This window comes from Haliscomenobacter sp. (assembly GCF_033763495.1).
Classification (GTDB): Bacteria; Bacteroidota; Bacteroidia; order Chitinophagales; family Saprospiraceae; genus Haliscomenobacter.
This window is the reverse complement of the sequence record NZ_JANRKL010000235.1, coordinates 1-13,216: the sequence shown is the minus strand read 5'-3', so window position 1 is coordinate 13,216 and position 13,216 is coordinate 1. Positions and strand designations below refer to the sequence as shown.

Annotated in this window: 11 protein-coding genes; all 11 read right to left on the bottom strand. The window is 48.8% G+C overall.

Features of this window, described 5'->3' with window-relative positions:
- Nucleotides 1-355: 355 nt before the first annotated feature.
- Nucleotides 356-1,147, bottom strand: a complete 792-nt coding sequence (locus tag SFV55_RS28265; protein WP_320032952.1) for a hypothetical protein — start codon at nt 1,145-1,147, stop codon at nt 356-358.
- A 13-nt stretch (nt 1,148-1,160) separates the two neighbouring features.
- Nucleotides 1,161-2,537: a UDP-N-acetylmuramate--L-alanine ligase gene (gene murC, locus SFV55_RS28260; RefSeq protein ID WP_320032951.1), complete on the bottom strand. Its 1,377-nt coding sequence runs from the start codon at nt 2,535-2,537 to the stop codon at nt 1,161-1,163.
- A gap of 102 nt (nt 2,538-2,639) precedes the next feature.
- Nucleotides 2,640-3,752 (bottom strand): undecaprenyldiphospho-muramoylpentapeptide beta-N-acetylglucosaminyltransferase, encoded by a 1,113-nt coding sequence (murG, locus tag SFV55_RS28255; protein ID WP_320032950.1) that lies wholly within the window; start codon nt 3,750-3,752, stop codon nt 2,640-2,642.
- On the bottom strand, nt 3,752-4,891 hold the full coding sequence (locus SFV55_RS28250) for an FtsW/RodA/SpoVE family cell cycle protein (protein WP_320032949.1): 1,140 nt from the start codon (nt 4,889-4,891) through the stop codon (nt 3,752-3,754). The genes murG and SFV55_RS28250 overlap by 1 nt, the downstream gene beginning before the upstream one ends.
- 72 nt (nt 4,892-4,963) lie before the next feature.
- Nucleotides 4,964-6,292, bottom strand: coding sequence for a UDP-N-acetylmuramoyl-L-alanine--D-glutamate ligase (gene murD, locus SFV55_RS28245; RefSeq protein WP_320032948.1), 1,329 nt, complete (start codon nt 6,290-6,292; stop codon nt 4,964-4,966).
- A gap of 3 nt (nt 6,293-6,295) precedes the next feature.
- Entirely contained in the window at nt 6,296-7,564 is a 1,269-nt protein-coding gene (gene mraY / locus SFV55_RS28240; RefSeq protein WP_320032947.1) for a phospho-N-acetylmuramoyl-pentapeptide-transferase, read from the bottom strand.
- Nucleotides 7,565-7,724: 160 nt separating this feature from the next.
- The gene (locus tag SFV55_RS28235; protein WP_320032946.1) at nt 7,725-9,206 is read right to left on the bottom strand and encodes a UDP-N-acetylmuramoyl-L-alanyl-D-glutamate--2,6-diaminopimelate ligase; all 1,482 of its coding nucleotides are present in this window, start codon (nt 9,204-9,206) and stop codon (nt 7,725-7,727) included.
- Entirely contained in the window at nt 9,203-11,332 is a 2,130-nt protein-coding gene (locus SFV55_RS28230) for a penicillin-binding protein (RefSeq protein ID WP_320032945.1), read from the bottom strand. Before SFV55_RS28230 ends, SFV55_RS28235 begins: the two co-directional genes overlap by 4 nt.
- 43 nt (nt 11,333-11,375) lie before the next feature.
- The gene (locus tag SFV55_RS28225) at nt 11,376-11,705 is read right to left on the bottom strand and encodes an FtsL-like putative cell division protein (RefSeq protein ID WP_320032944.1); all 330 of its coding nucleotides are present in this window, start codon (nt 11,703-11,705) and stop codon (nt 11,376-11,378) included.
- A 1-nt stretch (nt 11,706) separates the two neighbouring features.
- Nucleotides 11,707-12,606, bottom strand: coding sequence for a 16S rRNA (cytosine(1402)-N(4))-methyltransferase RsmH (rsmH, locus tag SFV55_RS28220; RefSeq protein WP_320032943.1), 900 nt, complete (start codon nt 12,604-12,606; stop codon nt 11,707-11,709).
- A gap of 138 nt (nt 12,607-12,744) precedes the next feature.
- The coding region (gene mraZ / locus SFV55_RS28215; RefSeq protein ID WP_320032942.1) for a division/cell wall cluster transcriptional repressor MraZ at nt 12,745-13,216 on the bottom strand (472 nt) is incomplete at its 5' end.

Here is a 13,216-nt window from a genome sequence, read left to right as displayed (position 1 = left end):
TTACGTCCCGCGATGGCACATACTTTGGTCGTGCCGATGTCTACGGCTACCACCACGTCTGATTTGCGAGCATTTGTTTCCATCATGAATGTTCAATTTGGCCTTTTCACCAAAATGGGAATGTAGGCGGTTAGTTCGGAGTGGGTTGTGTAAGCGTTTATCAGTAAGTTAGCTGCAATCCTGTCTCCGTAAAAATGGGATTCAATATTGTTAGTTTAAGTTGAGAAGGTTGAGGTGGTTGAGGGAGGTTGAGGCTACCGCGAGCGACATGCACACTTTCACACGCACACATCACACTCAAACTCATTTTTGCGGTAGCCTCAACCTTTCTCAACCTTCTCAACTTCCCTCAACTTTATTTACAAATCACCTGTCCGCGAAAGCGAACATCAATGCTGCGGTATTTGCGCCAGCCTTCGTAAGGCATGGCTTCACGGTAAAATATCTTCAGATTCTGGATCTTCTCCTTTGCATCTTCGTCGTACTTTCCAAATACAATCTTTTGGTCGCCAATCAGTGGGGCCAAAATGAAGTCGCCGTTGCTGCTCACAAAGATTTGTCCGATCATGGCATTTAAAAATGCGTCATTGCGGAGATCATTGCTGAGCAAAAACAATTGTCGCAATAAGTGTTTTTCACGCTCCAAAAAATCGGGCACATACGCGGGTATGCTTCCTGTAGCCACTACCACCCGGGCAGTGAAGTGTTTGGACAGGGGCATCCGAATGCCGTTTTTATCCAGGTAGTAATTCCAGCCATCCTTGTCGATGATGCGAATTACGGGTTCTCTTTGGGTCACGGTCACCCGCACATAATCGCGGGCGTCCAGAAATACTTCGGCGTCTTGCACCAGGGGGTCTTTTTCCAATACCTGTTCCAGGCGCTCAATTTCCACGGTGCGCACCGAGCGGGATTGGAACTCGTAACCAAAAGCTTTGTGGATCAATTCGGTTACGTCCACGGGTTGCATCAGCAGGTCGCCATTGGGTAAAGGTTTGATTTCCACTTCCACCCCCTTTACAGCTGCACTTTTGCGGTGGTTTACGGCCGACAGCACGACCATCGCCCCCACCAGCAGGGTGGCCATCCAGGCCAATGCTTTGAGCTGTTGCCGCGTGATTCTGTTATTGTTTGTCGATTCGGCCATGCTATGTATTATTTTATTTCGGGTTGTTTTGTTTTTTTGTACTGTTCAACCAATTTCCGATTGGCTCCACCAGTGTATCAATGTCTCCTGCACCCAAGGTCAGCAACACTTCCGGCCTGTTGTTTTGCAGCGCTGGCAACAAGTCCGCTTTGCTGATCTGGTGTACATTGGGGTTCTTCATCAGTTTTACCAATAGGTCAGAACTCACTCCGGGGATCGGTAGTTCCCGGGCCGGGTAAATATCCAACAAGTAAATTTCGTCCAGCTGGTCCAGGGCATCCGCAAAACCATCGGCAAAGTCACGGGTGCGGCTGAACAAATGCGGTTGAAAAGCCCCGGTGATTTTGGCGTTGGGGAACAATTCCCGCGCCGCTCCAATGGCCGCATTCAACTCGGTCGGATGGTGCGCGTAATCGTCAAAAAATGCCGTTTCTTCATCCCGATAGATGATTTCAAAACGGCGTTTCACTCCCCGGAAAGCGGCCAATCCGCTGCGAATGTCCTCCTCTTTTGCCCCCAACTGCAAGGCAATAGACAAGGCCACTGTTGCATTTTCCACATTGTGCCGCCCTGGTAGAGGCATGCGCAATCCTTCAATGGTGCCCTGCGGGCTGGTATAATCAAAAACGAAGTAGCCTTTTTCTACCCGGATGTTGTGCGCCTGATAGTCACCACCACCGACCCCAAAACTCCGGTATGCGGTATTCCCGTCAAAGTGATGCTGCAAACGGTGCTGCAACCACAGGGTGCCGCCTGGCTTGATTTGTTTGGCAAAAGCCTTAAAACCAGTATTCAGTAGGGTTTCTTCATCCCCATATATGTCCAAATGGTCAGCATCCATCGACATGATGGAGGCAATATCTGGATAGAGGTGCAAAAAGGAACGGTCAAATTCATCGGCTTCAACCACTACCCAATCGCTGCTACCCAGTACGTAGTTGGATTCAAAATTGCGGGCAATGCCTCCCAAAAAGGCGGTACAATCGACCCCAGTGCTGCGCAACAAGTGCGCAGTGAGCGAGGAGGTGGTTGTTTTGCCATGCGTTCCAGCAATAGCCACGGTTTTCATCCCCCGGCTAATGATGCCCAATACTTCAGCCCGTTTTTTAATGGGCGTGCCATTTTGCAAAAAATGTTGGTACTCTGCATGGCTGGTCGGAACTGCTGGCGTATACACGACCAGATCAACTCCTGCCGGAACCTTGCTCAAATCCTCCTCGTAATGTACATGCATGCCTTCAGCTTCCAACGCACGGGTCAATTCAGTGGAAGTACGATCGTAACCGTGTACTTCTACCCCACGCTGGAGGAAATAGCGGGCGATGGCGCTCATGCCGATGCCGCCGATTCCGATGAAATAAAGCTTTTTAATGTCTTGAAGGTCAAGCATAACTTGTATTTTGGTTGAGAAGTTGAGGAAGGTTGAGTGAGGTTGAGTTCTCGGCGCTTCGACTACGCTCAGCGACCGAGAACTCAACCTTCCTCAACCTTCTCAACCTCCCTCAACTAGACTCAGTACTTGCTCCGCAATCTCCTCGGCAGCATTGGGTTTCGCCAGTGCCAGGATATTTTGGGCAAGGGTGTTGCGTTTGGTTTCGTTTTGCAATAGTTCCAGGGCTGCGGGTAAAAGTGCAGAGACCGTATCCGCATTACGGACCATGATCGCGGCATTTTTATCTACCAAAGCCTGGGCGTTTTTCGTTTGGTGGTCTTCCGCCACAAAGGGCGAAGGCACCAAAATGGCGGGTTTTCCCACCAGGCACAGTTCCGAGATAGTCAGGGCGCCTGCCCGCGAGCAAACCACATCTGCTGCTGCGTATGCCAGGTCCATCCGATCGATAAAGGCCATTAGTTTTACGTTGGGCAACTGTGCCGTTGCACAGTTTTGGTATTTTTCGTGGTGGCTTCCACCACATTGCCAAAGCACTTGTAGGTCAGGGTTGTTTTGCCAAAAACTGGTGTTTTGCGCCATTGCTTCGTTGATGGACAAAGCACCCAAACTTCCCCCAAAAATCAGGAGCGTGGGTTTGTTCGCTTCCAAGCCAAAATGGGTACGCGCTGTACCAGCATCAATAGCCTGGGCAACCGACCTACGTACCGGATTCCCGGTGAGGACAATTTTTTCCGCCGGAAAAAAGCGCTCCATACCTTCGTAAGCTACACATACTTTTTGCACACGTTGGCTCAACAACTTATTGGTAACTCCAGCGTAAGAGTTTTGCTCCTGAATCAGGGCGGGTACTCCTTTGCGGGTAGCGATGTCCAACAGTGGCCCGCTGGCGTAGCCACCTACACCTACCGCAGCTTGTGGTTTGAACTTGCGCACAATAGAGCGGGCCTTGAGCAAACTGTACACCAGTTTCACTGGAAAAAGCAAATTGCGGAGCGACAAAGAGCGTTGGAATCCACTGATCCACAAACCCTCGATCGGGTACCCGGCTTTGGGTACTTTCTCCATTTCGATTTTTCCTTGTGCACCTACAAAAAGAATCTGCGCGCCGGGCACTTTTGCCACGATCGCATCAGCAATGGCAATCGCCGGGAACACGTGTCCTCCCGTGCCGCCGCCGCTGATGATGATTCTTGGTGCACTATTTCTTTCCATTAATCTGCTTCGTTTAGTTCTACAAATCGGCTCACACTCAGGATGATGCCAAAAGCAATACAGGTAAACAACGTAGAGGTTCCCCCCCGGCTCACCATGGGTAACGTAACCCCGGCCACTGGAATCAAGTGTAATGCAGTAGCTATATTGACAAAAGCCTGTGTGATCAGTAATATTCCTAACCCCAAGGCTACCATTGCCCCAAAAGCTTTGGAACTCTTGGTCACCAAGCGGGTAATGCGGAAAAAGAGAACGATGTACATCGAAATCACGATCACCCCGCCGATTACACCATACTCTTCACATAAAATAGCATAGATAAAATCGGAATATGGCGAAGGCAAGTAGTTGCGTTGAATGCTATTCCCAGGCCCAACGCCAAGCCACTCACCATTGGCAATGGCGATTTTGGCTTGTTGCACCTGGTAACCACCGTCCGGGTTGGTCACAAAATCCCGAATCCGGGAAGACCAGGTATCTACCCGAATAAATCCGGGGAAAGCATCTGCTGAAAAAATTAAGAGGGCAAAAACCATCAAACCCAACAACAGGAGGGCGATGATAAAACGCACGTCAACCCGCCCTACGAACATCATCATCAGGCAGGTAAAAAACAACAAAACACCAGTGGAAAGGTCTGCCGGAGCGATCAGTCCACAAATGATGAGTACGGGTACGATGATTGGAATGAAGGCTGATTTCCAGTCTTTGATGTAATCTTGTTTGGCCGAAATGGACCGAGCCACGTAGATCACCAGTGCAATTTTGGCAAAATCCGAAGTTTGGAAGGTCAATCCGGTAAACGGGATGGAAATCCAGCGTCGGGCATCATTGATATTGGCGCCAAAAAAGAGGGTATAAAAGAGCAACAGCAGTGCAATGAAAAACAAATACGGTGCCGCGCGGTGAAAGCGCATGTAATTAAAGGTGTGGCAAAAGTAGGTGATCAACAAACCACCGATGATAAACACGGTTTGTCGCACCAGGAAGGCTTCGGTATTGCCTCCACCCTTGGCATAGGCTAATGTACCAGTAGAGCTGTACACTACCAACAGCGAGAACACTGCCAAAATAGACAGCACCGCCCAAATGGAACGATCCCCCTGTAATTCTGAACTGATTCTCGCAAAAACGCTCATAATAGTGATGAATGATAAGTAATGAGTGATGAATCGGCTCCGAGTAAGGGGCAACCCATCACTCATTACTTATCATTCATCACTCATCACTCCAAAGACTGCGGCTTTAAATTGATTGCCACGGTCTTCGTAGTTTTTGAATAAGTCGAAACTGGCACAAGCGGGTGAAATTAAAACGTTATCCCCGGCTACAGCTAATCGCGTTGCCTGTTGAACCGCTTCCACCGCCGATCCGGTTTCCACAATTGTATCGATGACTCCATTGAAGCTTTGGACAATTTTACTGTTGTCCAATCCCATACACACAATGGCTTTGACTTTGGCTTTAACAAAATCGAGCAGCGGCCCGTAGTCATTGCCTTTGTCCTGGCCACCCACGATCCAAACGGTCGGTTTGGTCATGGCCTGCAGGGCGTAATACACCGAATCGACGTTGGTCGCTTTGCTGTCGTTGATGTATTCCACACCATTTACAGTAGCTACTTTTTCGAGTCGGTGGGGCGCATTCACGAAGGTGTTCAAACCTTCCTGGATTACAGCGGGCGCGATGCCCATTTGAAGCGCGGTTTGCACGGCAAACAATGCGTTCATGTAATTGTGTTGCCCCATCAATGGAGTTGTACTCATTTCAAATGTCAACCCGCCAACTTTAAGGCGAGTGCTCTCCGTCATGCTGGAGGAAATGGCTACCGGTTTAGCCTTAGTGGGGTACTTTTGTAGCTGCCCGCCCACATTCGGGTCGTCGGCATTGTACAAAAAAGTATCCCGGGCCTCTTGTGCCCGTACGATGTTGAACTTTGCCGCCGCGTAATTTTCCAATTGGTAGTTGTACCGATCCAAATGGTCGGGCGTAATGTTCAAAATCATCGAGATATCCGGGCGGTATTCCTGAATGCCTTCCAATTGGAAACTACTCAGTTCCAAGACATAGTAAGCAAAATCGCGTTCGGCCACGATCCGGGCGAAACTTTTGCCTACATTACCTCCCATCGCTACATCCAGACCCGCTTTGGCGAGCAAGTGGTAGATCAGGTTGGTAGTGGTCGTTTTACCATTGCTTCCCGTAATGCCAATGGTAAAATGCTGGGTATACCGCGCTGCAAATTCAATTTCGGAGATGACCGGCAGGCCTTTTTGGAAAATTTCCTGTAAAAGGGGGACCTTATCCGGGATACCCGGGCTTTTGATGATCAGGTCCGCAGCCAAAATTCGGTCGTGGTCGTGATTATTTTCTTCAAAAGTGATCCCTTGTTGGTTCAACTCCTCTTTGTACTGTTCCACGATCTGACCTTTGTCAGATACAAATACTTCATGGCCTTTTTTGAAGGCCAATATTGCTGCTCCGACGCCGCTTTCGCCAGCGCCCAGAATGGCGATATTCAATTTTTGGTCGAGGCTCACGGTCTAGCGGATTTTAAGGGTAATGATGGTCATCACGGCCAATAAAATACCGACGATCCAAAAGCGGGTGACAATTTTCACCTCGTGCATCCCTTTCTTTTGATAGTGGTGATGCAAGGGTGACATCAGGAAAATCCTGCGGCCCTCGCCATACTTCCGCTTGGTGTATTTGAAGTAGGCCACTTGCAGAACAACTGACAAGTTTTCTACCACAAAAATCCCGCAGAGCATGGGGATCAACAATTCTTTGCGGAGCAAAATGGCCAAGGCTGCAATAATGCCTCCGAGGGTCAAACTGCCCATATCACCCATAAACACCTGCGCTGGAAAGGCGTTGTACCATAAAAAGCCGATACATGCACCCACCAAACATGCGGCAAAGACCACCAATTCCTCGGTCCCTGGCAAATGCAGGATGTTGAGGTAGTTGGCGGCAATTGCGTTGGAAGAAACGTAAGCCAAAATGCCTAGCGTAGCGCCAATGATCCCGGAAACTCCGGTTGCCAGGCCATCAATTCCATCAGTCAGGTTAGCGGCATTGGATACAGCCGTTACCACGATAATGATGAAAGGGATGTACAACAACCATAGCCACTTTTTACCCGATTCCTGATCCCCTGGCATGAGCCAGGCGTAATCCAGGTGGTTGTTTTTCAAAAAGGGTACATTGGTGACATTGGTTTTGTAGTCTGCCTTTTGAATCGCTGTTCCATCTGGTTCTTCCGTGTAAATGAAACTGCTCACCCGGTCAGATTCAGCCAAGCCTGCTTCTTGGGCTGCATTGGTTTCCATCCGCACCTTAATGTCGGGGTTAAACATCATAGCTGTTGCAATGATGACGCCCAATACTACCTGACCGATGATTTTGTAGCGCCCACTCAAACCTTCTTTATTTTTCATAAAGACTTTGATGTAGTCGTCGACAAAACCAATGATCGCCATCCAGGAGGTGGTTACCACCATCAGGATGACGTAGATGTTATCCAGCTTGGACATCAGCAAACAAGGAACCAAAATGGCCAGGATGATGATCACTCCACCCATGGTGGGAGTACCCTTTTTAGAGGTCTGCCCTTCCAGGCCGAGATCACGAATCGTTTCACCAATTTGTTGCTTACGCAAAAACTTGATGATCCGTCCACCCAGAACCAATGAAATGATCAGGGAAAGAATTATTGCTGCTCCGGCCCGGAAAGTAATGTACTGAAACAAACCAGAGCCCAGAAAGTGCCCAAAATTGGCTTTAAGCCAATCGACTAAGTTAATCAGCATAAGTATTGATGATTGTAAGGATCCAGTTGGGGTTGAGTCAACCGGCAAACACCCTATTTGCTTTTAAAGGCGCAAAAATAGCAATTCTCCCCTGCTTTCCACTTTTGGTGGTGCAAGAGTTATCCACAAAGCCTCAATTTTAGCTTGTCCTTTAAACAAGCTAATGCGAAAATTCTTCGTTCAGAATTTCCTTATCGTCAAAGGGATGTTTCACCCCTTTAATTTCCTGGTATTTTTCATGGCCTTTGCCCGCAACCAACACCACATCACCATTTTGCGCCAAACGGCAAGCCGTACGAATGGCTTCTTTGCGGTCGATAATGCTCAGTACCTGGCGGCGCGCTTCGGCGGGAACGCCAGCCTCCATCTCGCGGATGATGGCTTCGGGTTCTTCCGAACGTGGATTGTCGCTGGTGAGGATCACCTGATCACTGTATTGACAAGCCACTTTCGCCATGGTGGGCCGTTTGGTCCGATCCCGATCGCCGCCACAACCAACTACAGTCAGTACTTTGGCATCTGCTTTGCGCAAGGACTGGATGGTTTCCAGCACTTTTTCCAAAGCATCCGGCGTATGGGCATAGTCCACGATTGCGGTGACCTTGCGCTTGGCATCAAGCACATAGTCGAAGCGGCCTTCCGCTGCTTTGAGCTGACTCAGTTGGGTGAGGGTGTCTACTTTGTCCTGTTCCAGCAAAATTGCCGTGGCATACACTGCCAGAAGGTTGTAGGCGTTGAACTCACCGATCAGGCGGCCATAAAAATCCTGATTGTCAATGTCCAGATGCAGCCCCGTCAGGCTGTTCTCAATGATGCGGGCCCGGAATTCGGCCATTTGCCGCAGGCTGTAGCGATGTACTGCAGCTACGGTGTTTTGGGTCATTACCATTCCTCGTTTGTCGTCAACATTGACCAAGGCAAAAGCTTTTTTTGACAATTGGTCAAAGAAGGCTTTTTTGGCGCGAATGTAGTTGTCAAAGGTTTTATGGTAATCCAGGTGATCATGGGTGATGTTTGTGAAAATGGCCCCTTTGAAGTCCAGTCCAGCGATCCGACCTTGGTCGACTGCATGAGAACTCACTTCCATAAAGGCATATTCACAGCCAGCTTCCACCATCTGGGCCAACAATGCGTTGATGGCTACAGCATCGGGCGTTGTGTGGGTGGAAGCGATCACCTGGCCGGCAATGCGATTTTCTACAGTTGATAGCAAACCACATTTGAAGCCTAAACCACTAAATAGGTCATAGAGTAAAGTAACCGTTGTTGTTTTGCCATTCGTCCCGGTCACACCAACCAGATTAAGCTGGTGAGAGGGGTGCTCGTAAAAAGCAGCGGACAAAAAGCCCAGGGCTTGAGCTGAATTGGCAACTTGAACAATGGTTACCTGATCCGGAACGTTTTCCGGTATCGTTTCCACAATCAGAGCGCGGGTATTTGCTTGTAAAACCTGAGGAATGAATTGGTGGCCATCCACCTGAACTCCTTTAACAGCTACAAACAATTTATTCGGGCCCGCCTTGCGGGAATCAAAAATCACTTCTTCAATCGCGATGTCTGTCGAACCCAAAATCTGCAAAGGTTTTAGCCCTTGCAGCAATGATTTTAAGGTTTTGCCAGTTTGATCCATGTCTTCTTTCATCGCAAGGTTATTGATATCGTCTGTCCACGTATTTTGGCGTTGGGCGGAATCGATTGACTGATCACCTTCCCTACCCCATTGAGTCTCACCTTAAGTCCGGCATTTTCCAAGGCGTACAAAGCATCTCTTAAGGTCATTCCCAACACATTTGGAACAACTCGCTCCGTTAATACCCGATCCTGAAACAAGATGGAATCGGCATGGGTGCGGATCACCGCCATTTCAGTCCCTGGGCGCCCATGGAATGGGAGATCCAGGTATTTCATTGCGGTGCGTAAGTCACCAGCTGAACCAGCATCCAAACCTGGAAGAGCCTCGGTTTTCATTGGGGGCCGCTCCGCCAGGTTCACCGGAGTTTGGTGTTTGGTACCAGTGGCCATAATTTTATCTGCGACTTCCCGGAAAATCGGCCCTGCTACATCTGAACCATAAAATCCAGCTTTACGCGGGCGATGAATCACCACGATACAGGAATAGCGTGGATTTTCAGCGGGAAAATAGCCTACAAATGAAGCCCGATAACCACCAATCTGAATATTTTTACCGCTGCGTCTGTAGTTGATTTGCGCTGTACCCGTTTTGCCTGCAAAATTGTAAGCGTCCGTTTTTAGTTTTTTGGCGGTACCATCATTGACGACACCTTCCAACAATTGGCGAATCCGCTGAATCGAGTTTGTTGATGCAATTTGCCTTTTTACAACGGTTGGGGGAAATTCTTCCAAAATCTCGCCATACCGCTGGGTACCCGAAACCAGATAAGGTTTCATCATGGTGCCATTGTTGGCGATGGCGTTGTAAAAAGTCAACAATTGCAGCGGGGTGATGCGCAATTCATACCCATGAGAAATCCAGGGCAATGAAATACCGCTCCAGGTTTCGCTAAATGCTTCTTTCAGGTAAGGATTGGCTTCGCCTTCAATTTCTACCCCAGTGGGTAAGTGTATATTGAACTGTTTGAGTCGGCGGATAAAACGGTCCGGGCCATTTCCAGAACCATAAAACCGTTGTGCCAAACCGGCAATCCCTACGTTGGAAGATATTTCAAAAGCTTTTTGAATCGAAATGGTATCTAAATCGATGCTTTCGGTTGAAGCATCTACCATCAGTTGTTCAAAAAACTGTGCTTTGCCATGATTGATGTTGATCGAATCCTGTAACTTGATTACATTGTCTTCCAGCAGTGCCAACATGGTGGCCGTTTTAAAGGTAGACCCCGGTTCAACCGAGGATCCGATGGCATAGTTGAAGGACTCCCACCAGCCCGTCTCACCACGGCCCAAATTGGCGATGGCCCGGATGGCACCAGTTTTTACATCCATGACCACTGCAGTTCCCCATTCTGCATCATGGGCATTCATCCCACGTAAAAGCGCATTTTCAACAATATCCTGAACATTGACATCTATAGTTGTGAGCACATCGTCTCCACTTTTGGGGTCCATGGCTGTAAGGTCTTCCAAAGGCAGCCAAATGTCTTTTTTGGCATCAACCCGAATCATCATTTGCCCACCGGGTTGGCCACGCAGGATGGAATCCATGGCACCTTCGATCCCAACAGGTTTGGCATTTTCCCTTACATATCCAATGGTCCGTTGGGCCAACAATCCAAATGGCCGACGGCGCTCATTGCGCTGTTCAACGATCAAACCTCCCCGGAAACGACCTTTGTTGAAGAGTGGGTACTGTTCAATTTTGGCTTTTTCAATAAAGGTTGCGCCCTTTTTGATCAGAATATGGCGGTTGCTGGAATCGGCGCGGGTCCGGATGAGGTAATCGCGCAAACCTCCAGGCGTGTAAGTATCATCTACATAGGTGGCCAGGCAATAAGACAAGGAATCAATGTTTTCATTAAAATCCTTCACTTGTGGCGCTACCGGGTCGAAATACAAATCGAAATAAGGGATAGAGGTAGACAACACACTGCCATCCAAAGCCAGGATGTTTCCCCGATCGGCTTCGATGGCTTTGAAGCGTACATAATTGTCCTCGCCTTTCTGGCGCCATTCCTCTCCCTGTACTGCACTGATAACGATGGTGCGGTATACCATAATGACGGCTGCCGGTATGAAAATACCGAACAACAAGAAGTAAATCCGATAAAGAATTTCGTTCTTGATTTCCATCATTTTGTTTTGTTGATTGTGGGAAGCGACGCCCAACAATCAAAGATTAATAATCGTTTTTGTCTTGTACTACTATGCGTTTGGGCTGCGTCCCAAATGCTTCAAAATGCTCGTCCTTCAATTGCTCTGCCAACTCGGACTGGCGGCTGTTGTACATGTTTTCTGATTCCAGGGTCATGTATTGCCAACGCAGTTCGCGCAATTCGCGTTGCAAGTGCTGGATCTGGCGTACGTTTTTTTCAGCAAAGCGGGAATTGGCAATGTAGATTACTGCCAAAAAGCCCAAAAACAAGACAAAAGACAGGTTTTTGAGGATGAGTTCCGAGGTGAGGAAGCCAAGCTCAAAGTATTGTCCGATGCCTGATTTTTTTGCCATTTTATTCGATTTTTGCGGCTACCCGCATTTTTGCGCTACGTGAGCGCGGGTTTTCTTTTATTTCTGCCTCGGAAGGCAAGATGGCTTTTTTACTCAGCACCTCAAAAGGTCGGGCAATGTTGCCATAAAAATCTTGTTCCATTTGTCCATCGACATTGCCCGTTTTGATGCAATTTTTCACCATCCGGTCTTCGATGGAGTGATAGGCAATGACCACCAATCGGCCTCCGGGTTTAAGTACCTGGAGCGATTGCTCCAAAAAATCACGCAAGGCACCTACCTCGTCATTCACCTCCATGCGCAGGGCTTGAAAAACCTGAGCAAGGTAACGATTGCGTTGCCCCCGTACCAGGGGATCCAGGAGCGCCAAAAGGTCACCAATGCTGCGCAGCGGGCGCACCTGGCGTTCGCGTACGATGGCTTGGGCCAGGGTGCGTGCGTTGCGCACTTCACCTAAAGTGCCAAACATGTTTTGCAATTCGGCTTCGGTATAAGTGGCCAGCACATCTGCGGCGCTGCGCTCCCCTTGCTGGTTCATGCGCATGTCCAGTTGGGTGTCAAAACGAAAAGAAAAGCCTCGTTCGGCTTCGTTCAATTGATGGGAGGACACCCCCAAATCAGCCAGGATTCCATCTACTTGATCCGCTCCATGCAAACGTAAGAAGCGGCGCAAGAAGCGGAAATTGTGGGGCACAAACGTGAATCTTGGGTCGTCCAAGGTATTGCGTTGTGCGTCTTCATCCTGGTCAAATCCAATCAGGCGGCCTTTTTCTCCGAGTGCTTGCAAAATCAAGCGAGCGTGCCCGCCACCCCCAAAAGTTGCATCGACATAGGTGCCGGACGATTGAAGGTTTAGGGCCTCGATGGCTTCGGTTGCTAAGACTGGATTGTGGTACTCCATATGCTCTCTCCCACGACTAAAGTCATGGGCTGTTTTTGTATATGCGCTCCCACGGATGAATCCGTGGGGTGCGTAAGCTTTTCAAATCAGGACTCCATCACACCCACACCATCACACCCACACTTCCACACTCACACCCTATCTTGGGCTCATCACGCGTTGGGCAAGGCCAGAAAAATCGGCTGGTTCTTCGTCCAACATCTCATCGTAACGCTCTTTTGACCAGACCTCTACCCTATCGTTGTAAGCCATTAGAATGACTTCTTTTTCGATACTCGCGTATTCCAGAAGACGTTTGTTGAGCAGGATGCGCATATTGTCATCCATGGTCAGTTCTTGAGCACCTCGGTAGAAATAGCGTTGAAAGGCCCGGCTTTCCTGATCGTAATAATTCAGCTGGTCAATTTCTTCGGTGATTTTATCCCATACTTCCCGGGGATACAACATGAGACATTTCTCAAAGCCCCGGTTCATCACAAAGGTGTAGGCTTCGCGCTCACCGAGTTGACTGATCAACCCGCTGGGCAAACGCATTCGACCTTTTTCGTCGATCTTGCATTCGAATTCGCCCAATAGTTTACGCATGGATACACCTTTAGAAGGTTTGTGT